The sequence below is a fragment of the Gordonia aquimaris genome, assembly GCF_026262595.1.
Lineage (GTDB): Bacteria > Actinomycetota > Actinomycetes > Mycobacteriales > Mycobacteriaceae > Gordonia > Gordonia tangerina.
In genome coordinates this window covers 78,971-97,795 of sequence record NZ_JAPKFM010000007.1, presented here as the reverse complement: position 1 = coordinate 97,795, position 18,825 = coordinate 78,971, and the positions used below count along the sequence as shown (strand labels likewise).

At 67.7% G+C, this 18,825-nt stretch carries 13 protein-coding genes; 10 read left to right on the top strand and 3 right to left on the bottom strand.

Going from position 1 to position 18,825, the window contains the following annotated elements:
* Positions 1-6: 6 nt before the first annotated feature.
* The 5 genes from OSB52_RS09350 to OSB52_RS09330 are packed head-to-tail and all read left to right on the top strand — an operon-like array spanning position 7 to position 4,195.
* Entirely contained in the window at positions 7-336 is a 330-nt protein-coding gene (locus OSB52_RS09350; protein ID WP_235724215.1) for an urease subunit beta, read from the top strand.
* On the top strand, positions 336-2,057 hold the full coding sequence (locus OSB52_RS09345; protein ID WP_266061442.1) for an urease subunit alpha: 1,722 nt from the start codon (positions 336-338) through the stop codon (positions 2,055-2,057). Before OSB52_RS09350 ends, OSB52_RS09345 begins: the two co-directional genes overlap by 1 nt.
* A 5-nt stretch (positions 2,058-2,062) precedes the next feature.
* Positions 2,063-2,746 carry an urease accessory protein UreF gene (locus tag OSB52_RS09340; RefSeq protein WP_235724213.1) on the top strand — a complete coding sequence of 228 codons (684 nt, stop codon included), beginning with the start codon at positions 2,063-2,065 and terminating at the stop codon, positions 2,744-2,746.
* A gap of 43 nt (positions 2,747-2,789) precedes the next feature.
* Positions 2,790-3,476, top strand: coding sequence for an urease accessory protein UreG (ureG, locus tag OSB52_RS09335; protein ID WP_235724212.1), 687 nt, complete (start codon positions 2,790-2,792; stop codon positions 3,474-3,476).
* Between the two features lie 2 nt (positions 3,477-3,478).
* A complete protein-coding gene (locus OSB52_RS09330; RefSeq protein ID WP_235724211.1) occupies positions 3,479-4,195 on the top strand; it encodes an urease accessory protein UreD in 717 nt (238 codons plus the stop codon).
* Between the two features lie 15 nt (positions 4,196-4,210).
* Here OSB52_RS09330 and OSB52_RS09325 read toward each other — a convergent pair whose 3' ends face one another.
* Both OSB52_RS09325 and OSB52_RS09320 read right to left on the bottom strand, forming a co-directional pair.
* Positions 4,211-5,740 (bottom strand): NAD(P)/FAD-dependent oxidoreductase, encoded by a 1,530-nt coding sequence (locus OSB52_RS09325; protein ID WP_235724210.1) that lies wholly within the window; start codon positions 5,738-5,740, stop codon positions 4,211-4,213.
* 141 nt (positions 5,741-5,881) lie between these two features.
* On the bottom strand, positions 5,882-6,520 hold the full coding sequence (locus OSB52_RS09320; RefSeq protein ID WP_235724209.1) for a GNAT family N-acetyltransferase: 639 nt from the start codon (positions 6,518-6,520) through the stop codon (positions 5,882-5,884).
* 150 nt (positions 6,521-6,670) lie between these two features.
* On the opposite strand from OSB52_RS09320, the gene OSB52_RS09315 reads away from it, so the two are divergent.
* From OSB52_RS09315 to recD, 4 genes are all read left to right on the top strand, one after another.
* Entirely contained in the window at positions 6,671-7,099 is a 429-nt protein-coding gene (locus OSB52_RS09315; protein ID WP_235724208.1) for an acyl-CoA thioesterase, read from the top strand.
* Positions 7,100-7,184: 85 nt separating this feature from the next.
* Positions 7,185-10,583, top strand: coding sequence for an exodeoxyribonuclease V subunit gamma (gene recC / locus OSB52_RS09310; protein WP_235724207.1), 3,399 nt, complete (start codon positions 7,185-7,187; stop codon positions 10,581-10,583).
* Between the two features lies 1 nt (position 10,584).
* Positions 10,585-13,953, top strand: a complete 3,369-nt coding sequence (locus OSB52_RS09305; RefSeq protein ID WP_372512387.1) for a UvrD-helicase domain-containing protein — start codon at positions 10,585-10,587, stop codon at positions 13,951-13,953.
* Positions 13,950-15,869 (top strand): exodeoxyribonuclease V subunit alpha, encoded by a 1,920-nt coding sequence (recD, locus tag OSB52_RS09300; RefSeq protein ID WP_266061437.1) that lies wholly within the window; start codon positions 13,950-13,952, stop codon positions 15,867-15,869. Before OSB52_RS09305 ends, recD begins: the two co-directional genes overlap by 4 nt.
* 41 nt (positions 15,870-15,910) lie before the next feature.
* Here the strand turns inward: recD and OSB52_RS09295 are convergent, their stop codons facing one another.
* A complete protein-coding gene (locus tag OSB52_RS09295; RefSeq protein WP_235724205.1) occupies positions 15,911-16,666 on the bottom strand; it encodes a PIG-L family deacetylase in 756 nt (251 codons plus the stop codon).
* 150 nt (positions 16,667-16,816) lie between these two features.
* On the opposite strand from OSB52_RS09295, the gene htpG reads away from it, so the two are divergent.
* Positions 16,817-18,805: a molecular chaperone HtpG gene (gene htpG, locus OSB52_RS09290; RefSeq protein ID WP_266061435.1), complete on the top strand. Its 1,989-nt coding sequence runs from the start codon at positions 16,817-16,819 to the stop codon at positions 18,803-18,805.
* Positions 18,806-18,825: the final 20 nt, after the last annotated feature.

Below are 18,825 nucleotides of genomic sequence, written 5' to 3'. Positions count from 1 at the left end.
GCCGATATGTCGCGAACGCAGTCGTCGGTGGTTCCCGGCGAGATCCTGCCCGCCGAAGGCACCATCGAGCTGAACGAGGGTGCCGACGCCATCACGCTGAGTGTGATCAACACCGGTGATCGTCCGGTCCAGGTGGGCAGTCATGTCCACTTCCCACAGGCCAACGCCGCGTTGGATTTCGATCGGTCGGCCGCGCATGGCCATCGCCTCGACATCCCGGCGGGCACCGCGGTCCGATTCGAGCCGGGGATCGAGATGACGGTGACACTCGTCGCCCTCGGCGGCACCCGCGAGGTCTACGGCATCTCGCTCGACGCACCGGGAAGGCTTGACTGATGGCGACGCTCGGACGAGATCGTTACGCGCAGCTCTTCGGCCCCACCGTCGGTGACCGGATTCGCCTCGCCGACACCGACCTGCTGCTCGAGGTCACCGAAGACCGGTGCGGCGGACCGGGTCTGGCCGGTGATGAAGCGGTGTTCGGGGGTGGCAAGGTCATCCGGGAGTCGATGGGCCAGAGCCGCGCCACCCGCGCCGACGGCGCGCCGGACACGGTGATCACCGGCGTGGTGGTCCTCGACTATTGGGGAATCATCAAGGCGGACGTCGGAATCCGAGACGGACGAATCACCGCGCTGGGCAAGGCCGGAAATCCGGACACCATGCACGGTGTGCACCCGGACCTGGTGATCGGGCCGTCCACCGAGATCATCGCGGGCAACGGCAAGATCCTCACCGCAGGCGGGATCGACTGCCACGTTCACTTCATCTGTCCGCAGATCATGGACGAGGCGCTGGGCAACGGGATCACCACTCTGATCGGCGGCGGCACCGGGCCCGCCGAGGGCAGCAAGGCCACCACCGTCACGCCGGGCGCGTGGCACTTGGCGTCGATCCTGGGTGCCACCGACCATTGGCCGATGAACATCGCGTTGCTGGGTAAGGGCAACACGGTGTCCGCAGAATCCATGCACGAGCAGATCCGTGCGGGTGCATCCGGTTTCAAGCTTCACGAGGACTGGGGGAGTACGCCGGCGGCGATCGACGCGTGCCTGCGTGTCGCCGACGAGACCGGGGTGCAGGTGGCGCTGCACTCCGACACACTCAACGAAGCCGGCTTCGTTGAGCAGACCATCGGCGCCATCGCCGGTCGATCCATTCATGCGTATCACACCGAGGGTGCCGGCGGCGGGCACGCGCCCGACATCATGACGGTGGCATCGCACCCCAACGTGCTGCCGAGTTCGACGAACCCGACGCGTCCGCACACGGTCAACACACTCGACGAACACCTCGACATGTTGATGGTCTGTCATCACCTCAATCCGACTGTGCCCGAGGATCTTGCGTTCGCGGAGAGCCGGATTCGACCGTCGACCATCGCCGCGGAGGATCTCCTGCACGACCTCGGCGCCATCTCGATGATCGGCTCGGATTCGCAGGCCATGGGACGGATCGGCGAGGTGGTGCTGCGGACCTGGCAAACCGCTCACGTCATGAAGACCAAACGCGGCGCATTGCCCGGTGACGGTGCGGCCGACAACAACCGGGCACGGCGCTACATCGCCAAGTACACGATCTGCCCGGCGGTCGCACACGGCTTCGACCGCGAGATCGGTTCCGTCGAAACCGGGAAACTCGCCGACCTCGTGCTCTGGGATCCGGCGTTCTTCGGCGTACGGCCGGATCTGGTGATCAAGGGCGGCGCCATCGCCTGGGCGGCGATGGGCGACGCCAACGCGAGTATTCCCACACCGCAACCGGTATTGCCGCGTCCGATGTTCGGCGCAGCACCGCGGGCAGCGGCGGCAACGTCGGTGAGTTTCGTCGCGCAGGGCGGGCTCGACGCCGGGATCGAGGAAGCCCTCGGGCTCGACCGTCGGTTGGTGCCGGTGAGCGACACCCGCCGAATCGGCAAGGCCGACATGATCAACAACGCGGAGACCCCGGAGATCGCCATCGAACCCGACACCTTCACGGTGCGGGTGGACGGCGAGGTCTGGGACAGCGAACCGGTGACCGAACTGCCGATGGCGCAGCGGTACTTCCTGTTCTGAGTCCGATGCCGAACAATCTCATGCCGAACAGCCCGATGCCGAACCCCGAGACCCGCTCGCAGCTGTCGATGATGCTCACACTCGCCGACTCGCGACTGCCGATCGGTGGACACGTGCACTCCGGCGGTGTCGAACAGGCCATCGCCGATCGGGTCGTCGTCGACGCGACAACCCTGGCGGAGTTCCTTCGGCGTCGAGTCGCCACCAGTGGGCTCGTGGCCGCGTCGATCGCCGCCGCCGTGGCCGACGGAACAATCGATGTCCCGACCGCGCAACGGGAGACCGATGCGCGCACACCGTCGGCGGCCGGCCGCCGTGCCTCGCTGGCCCAGGGCAGGGGTATGCGTCGACTCGCCGGCCGCCTGTGGCCGCAGCATGACTGGAGTGACCACACGCCGCGCACGCACCTGCCGGTCATCTCGGGAGCGGTCGGCCGCATCAGTGAATTGTCCGGCTTCCACACCGCGTTGATCCTCGTCTACACGACGATGAGCGGAGCGGCGACGGCCGGCCAACGGCTGCTCGCGCTCGACCCGGCAGATGTCGCGGTGGTGATTGCCGATCTCGGGTCGGAATGCGAGCGGGTAGCCGCCGCGGCCGCCGTCGAACTAGCCGATCTCTCCGACCCGATGCTCGACGTGTTCGCCGAACGTCACGAGCGCCGCGACATGCCCTTGTTCGTGTCCTGACCGGACACCACACCGATCCGCAGCCGACCCACGAGAGGACGACATGCCCCCGCATCTCATCGATGGACAGCCACACGGCCACGACCACTCCCGACCGCGCCGTCACCGCGAACCGGGTGAGGCGTTGCGCATCGGGATCGGTGGCCCGGTCGGCTCGGGCAAGACCGCGCTCGTCGCCGCCTTGTGCCGTCAACTCCGCGACGAACTCTCGGTGGCTGTGCTGACCAACGACATCTACACCACCGAGGACGCCGACTTTCTGCGCCGCAACGCGGTTCTGCCCGACGAGCGCATCACCGCAGTGCAGACCGGCGGATGCCCACACACCGCCATCCGCGACGACATCACCGCCAATCTCGACGCGATCGACGATCTCGTCGCGAGTAATCCGCCGCTGGACCTGATCCTGGTCGAGTCCGGCGGTGACAACCTCACCGCCACCTTCTCCACGGGCCTGATCGATGCCCAGATCTTCGTGATCGACGTGGCCGGGGGCGACAAGGTTCCGCGCAAAGGTGGCCCCGGCGTGACGTATTCGGATCTGCTGGTTATCAACAAGACCGATCTGGCGCAGCAGGTGCATGCCGATCTCGAGGTGATGCGCACCGACGCCGAACGCGTGCGGGAGGGGCGTCCGACGGCGATGATCTCGCTGACCGATGATCCCGCGGCCACCGATGTGTTGGCCTGGGTCCGTCGTCAGTTGGCCGAGGTCGCGGTGACCGGCTGACCGTGCGCACCCAGATCGAGATCGTGGCCGTTCGTGGCCGCTCGCCGCGCGTCGCCGCGGTCGGTGGTCTCGCAGCACGGCAGACCGGCGTGGAGACCGTCCACCTGATCAGTACCGCCGCGACACCGCTCGGGGGTGACACGATCGATGTTCGCGTGGTGGTCGAGGCAGGCGCCTCGCTGCACCTCACAACAGTCGCCGCGACGCTGGCGCTGCCCGCACGCAACCGGCCCGACTCGGTGATGACATGGGACATCGAGGTTGGCGCGGGCGGTCGGCTGCACCTCGACCCGCAACCGACCGTCGTGGCCGGTGGTGCCGACCACCGCACCTCGACCGCGATCGTTGCCGACCCGTCGGCCACCGTCATCGTCGCCGAACACGCTCAACTCGGACGATCCGTGGAACGTGCCGAGGACGTCGAGCGTGCGCGGTGGCAGGGTGCGCTGCGGATGGATGTCGGCGACGGCCCGCTGCTGCGGCATCGGCTCGGATTGGGTGATCCGGCCGGCAGCGGGCATCGGGCGGTCAGCAGCGTGTTGCGGTATCCGGATGCGCGCGAGGCGGCGGTCTCCGAGGTGGCCTACGCGACGCGCCTCGAACTGGCCGCGCCCGATCAGGGCTCGCCGGCAACCCTCACCACGGCGCTGGGTTCGTCGGCGCAGCACACGCGGTCGCTGGCCGACGACCTCGATCTGGCGGCCCTGGCCGCCAGGTGAGGCCTGCTCGCTCGGTCAGCCGGCCTCGGCCCGCGCCTGCGTGTCCGACGATTGCGACTCCGGCGCCGACGACTCGGGCTCGTCGGATCCACTTGCCTCCGATTGCGACGATGGGACCGACTCGGTCCCGGGCGCCCGCGTCGAGGGAATCGCCCCGGTTGCCTCGACGACTGCTTCGTCCTCGGACTTGCCCTCGAGCGCCGACAACGCACCCAGTGCGGTCCGCGCGTAGACCTGTTGTTCGGTGACCGCGAGCTGGGTACGGCCACGGGTGCTGAAGGCGAAGAACCAGTTGATCAGCGTGTTGAGTCGATTGCGGAAGCCCACCAGGTAGACCAGGTGCAAGGCCAGCCAGCCCAGCCAGGCGAAGTATCCCTCGGTCTCGAATTTCTTCTTCGTGCCGGGCACCGGCACCTGCATCACCGCGCTGAACCGCGAGATCGTGGCCATCGACCCCTTGTCGTAATAGCTGAACGGCTTGCGTTGCTCCTGTGTCTGTCCGTGCAGACCGGCCTTGATCGCGTCGGCGGCGTAACGGCCACCCTGAATCGCGCCCTGCGCCACTCCGGGCACCCCGTCGACCGCCATCATGTCGCCGACCACGAACACATACGGGTTGTCGGGAATGGTGAGGTCGGGCAGCACCTTGACCCGTCCGGCGCGGTCGAGCTCAACGCCCGACTGCTCGGCGAGCTGCTGTCCGAGCGGACTGGCCTGCACGCCGGCCGACCACACCTTGCACTGCGACTCGATGCGTCGCGTGCTGCCGTCCTTCTCCTTGACGACCAGGCCGTCGTAGTCGACGTCGACGACCATCGCGTTGAGCTGTATCTCCACGCCCATCTTGGTGAGGCGTTCGGCCGCCTTGCGACCGAGCTTCTCACCGAACGGTGGGAGCACGGCGGGTGCGGCGTCGAGCAGGATCACGCGGGCTTCGGTCGGGTCGATGTTGCGGAAGGTGCCCTTGAGGGTCTTGTCGCTCATCTCGGCGATCTGACCTGCGAGCTCGACACCGGTCGGTCCGGCGCCCACCACCACGAAGGTGAGCAATTTGGCGCGCTCTTCGGGATCGTCGGACAACTCGGCCTGCTCGAAGGCACCCAGGATGCGGCCACGCAGTTCGAGGGCGTGGTCGATGGTCTTCATACCCGGTGCGTACTCGGCGAAATGATCGTTACCGAAGTAGGACTGATCGGCGCCTGCCGCGATGATCAGGCTGTCATACGGAGTGACGGTGATGCGTTCGAGCAGCCTCGACGTCACCTTCTTTCCGTCGAGGTCGATGTCGAAGACATCACCGAGCAAGACGGTGACGTTTTTCTGTTTCCGCATGACGACGCGGGTGGCCGGGGCGATCTCGCCCTCGGCGATGATTCCGGTCGCCACCTGGTAGAGCATCGGTTGGAACAGATGGTGGGTGGTCTTGGCGATCAGGGTGACGTCGACGTCTGCCTTGCCCAGACGCTGGGCTGCGAAGAGACCACCGAATCCGGAACCGACGATGACGACATGCGGACGCGTGGTGGTCGGAGTGGGGCTGCTCATCTGAGGAACATCTCCTGTCGGTGGGCTGTTGGGCTGCTGCCGCGCACCACTAACGGTAGTCAATCATCGCCGAAAGATCCGGACGAGGACCCCCGCGATCCGTCCCGCTGCCGGAACTGTCCGATTGTCACCGGTCCGGCGTCAGGCGGTCAGGTCGCCGAACGCGTGGCGGCCCGGCTCTGTGACCAGGCGCTGCGATCGCCCGATCGGCGTCCGAGCGTGACACCAGCTCATCGTGGTGGTCTCCCAATGATTGTGCAGCAGTTCGTATTCCACCTCGCCGGAACCGGAACCGAACAGGATGTCCTCATCGCAGAGGTGGATAGCCGACAGTCGCATGCCGATCTTCTCCATGACGCGCCGGGACGCGATGTTGGCAGCCATTGTGCTGGCGAACACCCGTTCGGTGCCCAGTTCGCGGAACGCCATGTCCAGCAGTGCGTGGGCCGCCTCGGTGGCCAGCCCGCGACCCCACACCTCGCGGGCCAGGCGATAGCTGAGTTCCACCTCGGGGTGGTAACTGTGCCGAGGTGTCCGCAACGCGAACCAGCCGCGGAAGTGCCCGGCGTCGCGGTCCAGCGCGGTCCACATCCCGGTCCGGTGGGCTCGACGCTCGGCCTCGGCGCGGGGCAGCACCCAGCCTTCGATGACCTCCTGAGGGGTCGGCGCACCCCCGCTAACATAACGCATGACCTCGGGATCGCCGTCGAGACGTACCAGGGCATCGACGTCGGACCCGCTGACCGGCCGAAGCCGGAGTCGCGCGGTCTCCAGAATCACGATCTCCCCCTCGCCGAAGTGCTCTGCGGTGAGTGTACGGTTCTCTTTCCGCGAGATGCGGTCATCGCCACCCGTGTGTCGATCCGGAAACGGTGGTCGTCGTTTCGTCGGATCGCAGTCCGTCGGGGGCAGCGGCTAGGGTTCTCGAACGTGGCCGACGAACATCTCGACCTGTCGATCCAGCTGCGTTGGGGCGACATGGACATCAACAATCACATCAACAACGTGCAGTTCGCGCGGATCTTCGAGGAAGCGCGAGTGCGGTCGTTCGCCCGGTGGCTTCCGCACCGGCCCGCCGGCTTCTCCCTGTCGGTGGCACGCCAGGAGATCGTCTTCTCCGCCGTCCTCGACTACTCGGTGGAACCGGTCACGGTCCGCTCCTGCGTCAGTCGGGTCGGCACCACGTCCTTCAACCTCTCGCTGACATTGATCGATCCGGCCGGCATCACCTGTGCCGTCGCCGAGACGACCATGGTGTCGGTGGACCCGCGCACCGGGCGGCCGACACCGCCGCCGGATGAGGTGCGCGAGGTGCTCGAGGCCCATTACGTGGCCGACGCCGGCCTGCCGGTGCGGTGACGGGCCACGGCACGAGCAGCACATCGAACGACGCGGAGAACGAGTCGCGCGACGTCAGCCGACGACGCACAGGAGGCGCCAGCACATGTTCCATCTCCATCGGGCGGAACGGACCGATGCTCTGGCCGATGCACTGGCACACCTGCTGCTGACGCCGCTGCCCGATCCGATGACCACCGAAATCGTCTCGGTGCCCGCGCCGGGCGTGGAACGTTGGCTGCAACAGCGGCTGGCCACCCGGCTGGGCACGACGCGTGGGCACGACGGCGTGGCCGCCAACCTGGACTTCACCTCGCCCGCACGCCTGACCGATCGCGTGTTGGAGTGCGCCGAGCGTCGTGCCGACGGTGCGGACGCCACCGGTGTATCGGCAGGCCGCCGCTGGTGGCCCGGTGCGATGACCTGGCCGGTGTTGCGGGTGTTGGACGAATTGATCGACGATCCACGCCTGGCCGTGCTGGCGCGTCATGTTGGCGCCGGCGCCGGGGCAGACGATCACCGGCGCGGTCGCCGCTATGCCACCGCCCGCCAGATCGCCGAGCTCTTCGACTCCTACGGCCGTCAGCGACCGGCGATGCTTGCCGCGTGGGCCGATGGCTCCGACACCGATGGCGCAGGCGCCCCCGTACCCGACGACCTGGCCTGGCAGCCGGACTTCTGGCGCGCGGTCCGACGTGAGATCGGTCATCCGCACCCGGCAGAAGAACTCGCCGAGCGTTGCGCGGTCGTGCGCGAGAACCCGCACGCGATCGACCTTCCCGAGCGGCTGTCGGTGTTCGGCCCGACCCGTGTCACCGAATCACTGCTCGACGTGCTGTCGGCGGTGTCGGCGCACCGTGAGGTGCACCTGTTCGTGCCGCATCCGAGTCCGGCGCTGTGGGAGACCCTGGCCGCGGCCGCGCCCACCGGTGCGCGGCGGCGGGCCGACAATCCACCGCCCCGACTCGCGCATCCGCTGCTCGCCGGACTCTCCCGCGACGTCCAGGACTTGCAGCGCAGAGTGGCGCCGGTGGTCGACCGCGACCACCATCACCCCCCGACGGCTGCCGCGCCGCATAATTCCGTGCTGGCCGCACTGCAGGCAGGTCTGCGCGCCGACGAACCGAGCGCGTCCGTGCGCGATGCCGACACTTCCGTAGAGGTACACGCGTGCCATGGCGCGGAACGACAGGTCGAGGTGTTGCGCGACCGGTTGCTGCACCTGTTCGCCGCCGACGCCGGCCTGCAGCCGCGCGACGTCTTGATCATGTGTCCCGACGTGGAGGCCTTCGCGCCGTTGGTGCGTGGTGCATTCGGTCAGCCGGGGCTCGGGCATCCGGCTTTCGACCTGCGGGTACGCCTGGCCGATCGGGGCCTGCGGCACACCAACAGCGTGCTCGACGTGGTCGCGGCAGTTGTCGAACTCGCGGCCGGGCGGGTCACCGCCGGTGCCGTACTGGACCTGCTCGGCCGAGAGCCCGTGCGCATGCGCTTCGACCTCACCGACGACGATCTCGAGGTGATCCGGGAATGGTTGGTGGGCAGCAATATCCGCTGGGCGATCGACGATTCGCAGCGGGGGCGGTTCGGGCTCAAGGGCTTCCGACAGGGCACCTTCGAGACCGGGATTGACCGGATTCTGCTCGGCGCGGTCGCGGAGGAGGCCGACAATGAATGGCTCGACACCGCGCTACCGCTCGGTGGCGTCGAGAGCACCGAGATCGACCTGGCCGGACGGTTCGCCGAATTCGTGGACAGATTGTCGACCACACTCGGCGCGCTGAGCGGTACCCAGCCGGCGAACGCATGGACACAGATCCTCGCCGACGCGATCGATGCACTCGTCCTCACCGATGTCGACTCCGAATGGCAACGGGCGCAGGCTCTCCGCTCGATCGCAGGAGTGTTCGAAGAGGGCGAGGTCGCCGCGGGCGGACCGGACGGGGGAGAGGTGGAGCTCCGGTTGGGGGACATCCGCGACCTGATCGCCGGGCTCGTGTCGGCCGCGCCCACCCGGGCCAACTTCCGCACCGGCGAGTTGACCGTGTGTTCCATGGTGCCGATGCGATCGGTACCGCACCGGGTGATCGTGCTCCTCGGGGTCGATGGGGACGCCTTCCCGCGCGCGCTGCGCCACGATGGTGATGACATTGCGGCACGGGCGCCACTGGTGGGCGAACGCAATCCACGCGACGAGGACCGTCAGTTGTTCCTCGATGCGATCTGCGCGGCCGAGGAGCATCTGCTGGTGCTCTACAGCGGCGCAGACCCCGTCTCGGGACAGCGAATTCCACCTGCCGTGGTCGTCAGCGAACTCGTCGACGCGGTGTCGGCGATCACCCGAACGCCTGACAGTTGCGTTCGTCGCCACACCCTGCACGCCTTCGACGCCGACAATTTCGTGCCCGGTGCGATCGCCGGGGTGGCCGAGCCGTTCTCCTATGACACCGCCCTGCTCGCCGGAGCGCGGGCGTCCGGGACCACGCCGGAGCGGCGTTCGATGATCGCCGACGGCCGCCTGGACCCGCCCGACCCCGACGACATCGAACTCGCGTCGCTGGTCAGCTTCCTGACCAATCCGATCGAGGGTTTCGTCCGGCAGCGACTGGGCGCCCGCATCCCGGATGAGGAACGCCCGCACGCCGATCAACTCGACGTCGCCCTCGCGCCGCTGGACCGTTGGGCAATCGGCGACAGATTCCTGGCGCGGATGCTCGCCGGTACCGATCTCGCCGCCTGCCAGGCCGCCGAACTCCGCCGCGGAACGCTGCCGCCGTATGCATTCGGTACCCGCGAGTTGCGCGACATCTCGACCGACGTGGCTGCGGTCTTCGCGGCGGCCGAGTCCGCTCGAGTCGGCACATCGTCGACGGTCGACCTGGTGGTTCCGTTGCCCGACGGCCGGCGCGTATACGGCACGGTCGGCGACATCCATGCGGGCACGGTGATCACGGCCACCTATTCGAAGCTCCGGGCCAAACAGCGGTTGACCGCGTGGATCCGGCTGCTCGCCGTCGCTGCCGCCCGGCAGGCAGTGGGGCGCGGAGACGACGTTCGCGCCGCAGCCGTCATCGCGCGGCGACCGACCCGTTCGGGTGGGGTTGCCCGGTCTCTGCTCACCGCCCCGGAGCACCCGCTCGACGTACTCTGTTCCCTGATCGGGTTGCGCGACCTCGGGCTGCGCCGCGCGCTGCCGCTCCCACTGGACCCGGCCGCGGAGTTTGCCGATCACCATCGCCGTTCGGGGGGCGCCGACCGTGCCCTGCCGGCGGCCCGCCGCGCGTACGACGGCGACTTCGGTGCAGGCCGAGATCGCTACCTGCGGATGGTGTTCGGCGGCGACGTCACCCGGCCGGTGGACTTCGAAGACGTGCTCGCGGCGCCGGTACCATCCGAAGATTCCTGGGATGGACCGCAGTTGCCCGCAGACCCCGGCGACACCCTGTTCGGTGCACTGGCCCGCCTGGTGTGGGACCCGCTGCTCGAACACGAGACCCTGACCTGAGATGACCGGACCCGAGATGACCGACACCGACTACCGCCATGGTCCGGGCCGTGTGCCCGTGGCCTTCGACGTGACCGCGCCTCTGCCTGAGGGGACCACCGTCCTCGAGGCCAGCGCCGGCACCGGTAAGACCTACGCGATCGTGGGTCTCGGCGCCCGGTTGATAGCCGAGGGTGTGCCGATCGACAAGCTGTTGCTGGTCACCTTCAGCCGCGCGGCCACCGCCGAGCTGCGCGAGCGGATGCGAGAGCGCGTGGTGGAACTCATTGCTGCGCTGACAAGTCCGGAGGACGGCCCGGATCACGCGGACCCGCTGGTTGGCTACCTGGCCGACGGCGAGGTCGGCGAGGTGACCCTTCGTCGGGAACGGCTGGTACGTGCGCTGTCGGATTTCGATGCGTCCACCATCGCGACCACACACACCTTCTGCAACCGCATGCTCGATGCCCTGGGCTTCCTTGGTGAACGAGAGATGATCTACGAGATCGTGGAAGACGTCGATGATCTCGTCGACGAAGCCGCGCTCGATCTCTATCTCCGCGGCTACGCCGGCGCCGACCGCCCCGATTTCTCACTCGGGGACGCGACCGACATCGCCCGGGACGCGATCCGGCAACCGGCCACCGCGCTCGCACCCTCGGAGACCGACCTCGGCGATGCCGATACCCCCGAAGCGATGGTCGCGCACCGCCGGGTGCGGTTTGCCGCACGTATCCGCGAGATCGTCGAAGAACGCAAGCGGACGTCGCGTCTGCGCACCTATGACGACTTGCAGATGATCCTGTTTCGGATCGTGACCGATCCCGTCGTGGGGGCGGCGGCATGCACACGTATCCGCGCGATGTTCGACGCCGTGCTCGTCGACGAGTTCCAGGACACCGACCCCCAACAGTGGGAGATCGTCCACCGCTGTTTTCACGGCAGCCGGAGACTGGTGCTGGTCGGTGATCCCAAACAGTCCATCTACGGTTTTCGCGGTGCCGAGGTGCTCAGCTATCTGCAGGCGGTACGGTCTGCCGATTCCCTACGCGCCCTCGATGTCAACCGACGCTCCGATGGGGCTCTGGTGGACGCCCTTGCCCGCCTGCACGGTGGCGCCGAACTCGGGCACGGTGACATCGTGGTGCACGAGGTCACTGCGGCTCGATCCGGCAGCCGACTGCACGGAGTGCCGCCGGTGCGGTTGCGCGCGCTGCCGCGGCGGGATTTCACCGTGCTCAACCGGAGCGGGTTTCCCACCGTCGGCGCTGTCCGCGACAAGGTCATCGCCGACGTCGCGGCCGACATCGCCGGACTGTTGGCATCGAAGACGACGATCGAGGCCGACGGGGCGGTGCGGCCGGTGGAGCCCGGTGACATCGCCATCCTGGTGACGCTCAACAAGACCATCGCACCTCTGCAACAACACCTGCAGGCCCATGGCGTCGCGGCGGTGATCGGATCGGGCACCAGCGTCTTCCACACCGCCGCGGCGCGGCAGTGGCTGGCGGTGATCCGGGCGGTCGAACAGCCGGCGCGTACCGATTTGGTGCGCACGGCAGCGCTCGGGACCTTGATTGGCTGGGACGTCGACGCCCTCGCCTGCGATGACGGCGCCGGCATCACCGACCTGGCGATGAGTCTGCAGAGCTTCGGGCACGTCTTCGCCGAGGGCGGATTCGCGGCGATGGCACAGCGCCTGATGAGCCGCATGCGGGTGGCCGAACGTGTGCTCGCCGGGCCCGACGGGGAACGCGAGCTGACGGATCTGATCCAGGTGGCCTCACTGTGCAACGTCGAGGTCATGCACAGTGCGTGCGGGCTCAGTGGGCTGGTCGAGTGGCTCGCCGACCGCATCGCCGACACCACCCGCTGGCAACGTCATCAGGATCAGACGCGGCGACTCGACCGCGACACCCAGGCGGTGCAGATCATGACCGTGCACCGCAGCAAGGGTTTGCAGTTCCCGATCGTCTACGTGCCGTTCGCATGGGATGGGGCGCGCAATGCGAATCGGGCCACCTTCACGTTCCACGATGCGCACGCCGATCGGGTGCTCGATGTGGGCGGGAACGAGGCGCCGGGCCATCGGCAACGGTGGCAGCGACATGAGAGTGAGGCGGCGGGGGAGGAGCTGCGGCTGCTCTATGTTGCCCTGACCCGAGCGCAATCGCAGGTCGTCGCGTGGTGGGCTCCGGCGTATCACACGCGGAACTCCGCACTGCACCGCCTGTTGTTCGGGCGCACAGCGGGATCGTCGGTAGTGCCCGAGAGCTTCGACGTCCCCGACGACGACACCTGTGCGCGAGTGCTGATGGGTTATCGCCTCGACGGTGCCATCAGCGTGGAGGTGGCCGGCCGCGATGGTGACAGTCGCATCGACCCACCGGTGCCGGCGCCACCGCCAACGGGGCTGTCGGCAGCCCGATTCGACCGGACCATCGACCAGAGCTGGCGTCGCACATCGTATTCCGCCATCGTTGCCGGTGCAGGACATGGCCATCCCGCGGTGCTGGAATCGGGCAGCGAGTCCGATGCGGACCTGATCGCCGACGAACCCGCCGAGCCGGGAGAAGCCGTGCAGATAGCCGGTGGACAACCGACCGGCACCCCGTCGTTGATGAACGGCATGCCCTTCGGTGCGGCCTTCGGCACGCTGGTGCACGAGGTGCTCGAGTATGTCGACACCGACATGCCAGACATGGGCGCGCACGTCGCGGACCTGTGTGGACAGGCGATCGCTGCGCGGATGCTCGACGTCGACGTGGAACGTCTCACCGCAGCATTGGTCGGAGTGTTGACCACGCCACTCGGCTTCGGTGACCTGTGGTCGGTCGGACCACGGGATCGCCTCGCCGAGATGGAGTTCGAGTTCCCGCTGGCCGATGGTTCGGCGACCGGCGCGGCGGTGACGACCGCCGCGATCGCCGACCTGATGGACCGGCATCTCGTCGCCGACGATCCGCTGGCCGGATACAGTGCCCAGCTGCGCGCGCTGCCGCCGCAACGCCTGCGCGGGTTCCTGACCGGCAGCATCGACTCGGTGTTGCGCACTCCTGCCGGCCGCTTCGTGATCGTCGACTACAAGACCAACCGCTTGCGGCCCGGTGAACTCAGCGCCGAGGACTTCGATCGCACGTCGATGGCGGCCGAGATGTCGGCGGCCAACTATCCGCTGCAGGCGTTGCTGTATTCGGTTGCGTTGCACAGATACCTGCGATGGAGGTTGCCCGGATACCAGGCGGGCGAGCACCTCGCCCCGGTGCAATATCACTTCGTGCGGGGGATGGTGGGACCGCGCACGCCGCCCGGTTGCGGCGTGTTCGAGTGGGCGGTGCCTCCTTCCCTCGTCGAGGACCTGTCGGGTTTACTGGCGAAAGGCGACAGATGAGCGCAGCCGAGACCGCCGACCGCCCAGCCGACCCGCGGCCGGCTCGCACGGTGAACGATGCGCGATCGTTCGCCGGAGCCGAGGGCGCGTTGGCGACCCTGTGCCGTTCGGGTGTACTCGACGCGGCAGACCTGCACATCACGCAAAGGCTGGCCCGATTGTGTGGCGAACCGGTGGGCGAGGTGGCCCAGGTTGGAGCGGCCCTGGCCGTTCGTGCGGTGCGATACGGGTCCACATGTCTGGCCGTGTCACGGGTGGCCGAGATCGTCGGTCCCTGGGCCGAAACGGTGTCGCCGGACCTGCCGGCGCCGGAGGAACTGATCCGCGCGCTGACCGACAGCGCGCTGGTGCGTGGCGCCGGGACCGGGCCACTTCGGCCGCTGGTTCTGGCCTCCTCTGCAGATGGCCCACTGCTTTACCTACGCAAGTACTTTCGCCAGGAGCAGCTGATCCGCGAGGCGCTGATGGCGCGAGAGCAGACACGTCCGGATGTCGATCCGGCTGCGGTCACCGAGGCTGTCGATGACGTGTTCGGGCCTGCCGAGGCCGGATCGGTGGACCTTCAGCGAGTGGCCGCGCAGATGGCTGCGGTGAGCTGGACGCTGGTGGTCGCCGGCGGACCGGGCACCGGCAAGACGTACACGGTCGCGCGGATTCTGTCGGTGCTCGATCGGCTGGGCGGCGGTTCGGTCCGGATCGGGCTGTGCGCGCCCACCGGTCGGGCGGCCGCGCAATTGCAGGCGGCGGTGTCGGCGGACGCCGCGGCCCCGGCGTCGGTGCACGCGGTGACCGTGCACTCACTGCTCGGCTGGCGGCCCGGTTCGACCCCCCGATATGGACGCGGAAACAAGTTGCCCTACGACGTGGTGGTGGTCGACGAGACGTCGATGCTCTCGATGACGGCGATGAGTCGACTTCTGGATGCGGTACGTCCGGACACGCGGGTGATCCTCGTCGGCGATCCGCATCAGCTCGCCTCGGTCGAGGCCGGTGCGGTACTGGCCGACCTCGTCGACCGGGAAGCCGGTATCGCGCCGCTCCCGCTGCCAGAGGGGATCGGATCGGCGGTGCCGGCCGGTCTCACCGATCGTGACCGGGTGGAACGCGGCGTGGTGACGCTGCAGCGCGGCCATCGGTTCGGCGGGGGGATCGCAGAGGTTGCCGGGGCCATCAACCGTGGAGACGCCGACGCCGTGGTCGCCCTGGTGACCGACCCGGATCTCACCGAGGTCAGCCTGGTGTCGCCGGACGAGTTGGACGGCGTGCGGGCCGACGTGGCGGCCTGGGGAGCAGCGATGTCGAGTGCAGGCGCGCTGGGCGATGCACCAGCCGCGCTGGACGCCCTCGACGCGCACCGGGTGCTGTGTGCTCACCGCGATGGCAGTTGGGGTGTGCAGGGCTGGTCGCGTCGGGTGGTGGACTGGTTGGCCGAGGGTGACACGGACAGCGGGCACGGCCGATCGCCGGCCATGGGGTCGAGCTCACCCGGCGGCGTCTGGGCGGCGTCGCCGACCGCGCACCCGGGCGAGCCGCTGTTGGTGACGGCCAACGATCGGCAGACCGCGACCTTCAACGGTGACAGCGGTGTGGTGATCCGCTCCGGGAACACCCTGGAGGTGGTCTTCCGGCGCGGCACCGAGATCCGGCGCCTGCATCCGACTCGTCTGGCCGATGTGGTGCCGTTGTATGCCATGACGATTCACCGCAGCCAGGGCAGCCAGTTCGACGGGGTGACCGTGGTGCTACCGCCGGAGGGGTCGGAGTTACTGACCCGAGAACTGCTCTACACCGCCGTGACCCGAGCTCGCAGACACGTCCGGATTGTCGGTTCCGCCGACGTGTTGGCCGCGGCCGTGCGCCGCCGGGTCCAGCGTGCAAGTGGGCTGCGTTCGCCGGTCGCGGTCACGACGGCGTAGGAATCCGGGGGAGTCGACAGCTGAACCTGCGCGGCTGGAGATCAGCAGATCTCGATCCCGCCCGGTACCAGATCGCGCCGGATGAAGTTCTCCGAGGCGAGCAGCCGGTCGCGTCGCTCCGGCGGGAGTGCCATCAGCCCCTGGATGGTACGGCTGCGTCGGACCTCGGTGCGGTGTGCCGCGATGGCCGCCGCCTTGCGCTCCCCGTACCGTCCGACATCCAGCGTGAGGTCGATGCCCTCGGGTGGGGTACCGGGCAGGTGGTCGCGACGCACGGAGGCGAACAGGTCGTCGCGCACGTCGTCGACCATCCAATCGGCGATTGTCACGAAGTACACCGATCGGGTCTGCCACGCGTCGCCGGCCGAGCGGTACAGGCGGGGGCTGGCAGCGGCGTCGGCGGCCACCGAGGCCAACCGGTGGGCGTGGATGTGATCGGGATGGCCGTAGATTCCGATGGCGTCGTAGGTGACGATGGCGTCGGGACGCAGCCGCCGGATGTGCTCGACCATCGTGCGCACCGCCGAATCGAAGGGCGCCGCGCAGAATCGCTGCGCTCCCGGAGCAGATTCGGGTACCCGGTCGTCGGCGTACCCCAGCATGATCGGTGGGCCGGGCAACCCGAGTTCGTGCATCGACTCGATCAGTTCGCGATGCCGGTGCGTGCCGTCGGCCCAGGTGCACATGATGAGGTCGGCGGCGCCACCGCGCGCCGTGTGGTGCGCGATCAGGCCACCCGTCCACAACGCTTCGTCGTCGGGGTGCGCGTGCACGAACAGCAGACGAGGAGCTGGCATTCACCGGTCTTTCGATGGTGTGGCGGGGCATCGGCCATCGATACCGCGGTGCGCGTTCGAGCACCGCACAGCGGTCGACCCACCCAGATTAGCCAATGGGGTGGTCGGTAAACTGCGGCTTCGTCAGTGACGGTTGAGCGGAGGTCGATCATGACTGGTCAGACAGAGGTTCGTGAGTTCCAGGCCGAGACGCGGCAGCTGCTGGATCTCATGGTCCACTCGGTGTACTCGAACAAGGACAGCTTTCTGCGGGAGCTGATCTCCAACTCGTCGGATGCGCTGGACAAGCTGCGGTTGGAGTCGCTGCAGGACAAGGAACTCGACGTCGACGCGGGGGACCTGCACATTCAACTCGAGGCAGACCCCGACGGGCGGACATTGGTGGTCCGCGACAACGGCATCGGCATGTCCCGCGACGATGTCATCAACCTGATCGGTACCGTCGCGCGCTCGGGCACCGCGGAACTACGGCGCAAATTGGCCGAGGTGAAGGACGCCGCGGCCAGTGAGGAGCTGATCGGTCAGTTCGGCATCGGTTTCTATTCGACCTTCATGGTCGCCGATCGGGTCACCCTGGTGACCCGCCGTGCCGGTGAGACCACCGGGACCCGCTGGGAATCGACCGGCGACGGCACGTACACGATCGACGATGTCGCCGACGCGCCACAGGGGACGTCGGTCACCCTCTCGCTCAAACCGGTCGACACCGAGGATCATCTGTACGACTACACCGACGCAGCAAAGCTGCGGGCCTTGGTGAAGCGCTATTCGGACTTCATCGCGTGGCCCATCCGGATGGACGTCGAGAAGCCGGTCGCATCCGACGATTCCGGCGAGTCCGACGAGTCGACGGGCGAACCGAAGACGGACGAACCGAAGACCGAGGTCGTCACCGAAACCATCAACTCGCAGAAGGCGCTGTGGGCCAAATCTGCCGACGAGGTCACCCAGGACGAGTATCACGAGTTCTACCGGCATGTCAGCCATGCCTGGGATGAGCCCCTCGAGGTCATCACGGTCAAGGCCGAGGGCACCTTCGAGTATCAGGCGCTGCTGTTCATCCCGACCCAGGCGCCCTTCGATCTGTTCATGCGGGAGCGATCTTCGGGAATCCACCTGTACGTCAAGCGCGTCTTCATCATGGATGACTGCGAAGAGTTGATGCCGGAGTATCTGCGATTCGTCAAGGGTGTCGTCGACGCCGCGGACCTGTCGCTCAACGTGTCGCGGGAGATCCTGCAGCAGGATCGCCAGATCCGGGCCATCCGCCGACGGCTCACCAAGCGGGTCATCTCCACCGTGGGTGATCTCCGTGACTCGCGTCCGGACGACTACCGGACGTTCTGGGAGAACTTCGGTCGGGTCTGGAAGGAAGGCCTGGTCAACGATTTCGACAATCGCGACGCCATCCTCAAGGCCTCCTCGTTTGCCTCCACCGATTCCGCGGACGGCCTCACCACGCTCGCCGACTACATCGGCCGGATGCGAAGCGGTCAGGACACCATCTACTACATGACCGGCGAGAGCCGACAGCAGATCGAGAACTCCCCACATATCGAGGCATTCCGAGCCAAGGGTGTCGAGGTGCTGCTGCTGACAGATCCGGTCGACGAGATGTGGGTGACCAGCGGACTCGAGTTCGACGGGAAGTCGTTCACCTCGATCGCCAAGGGAGCGGTAGATCTCGACTCGCTCGATGACACGGAGTCCGACGAGGACAAAGCCGACAAGGAGAAGAAGTCCGAGGAGTTCGCCTCGCTGCTCGAGTGGCTGGCGGAGACATTGGCCGACGACGTGAACGAGGCGCGGTTGTCGTCTCGGCTCACCGATTCGGCCGCCTGCCTGGTGGGCGACACCTTCTCGATGTCACCACAGTTGGAGAAGCTGTACCGCGCATCGGGTCAGGAACTGCCCAAGAGCAAGCGAGCGCTGGAGGTCAACGCCGATCACCCGCTGATCATCGGCCTCAACAACGCATTCGGCGCCGGCGAGGACCACAGTGCCCTGGTGCCGACGGCGAAGCTGCTCTACGGTATGGCCGTCATCGCCGAGGGTGGCGAGCTGGGCGACCCCGCCGAGTTCGCGAAGCTGTTGGCGGGCAATCTGACCGAGACTCTCCACACCGAGAGTCAGGAGTAGCGAGCCGTCCGCGGCACCTC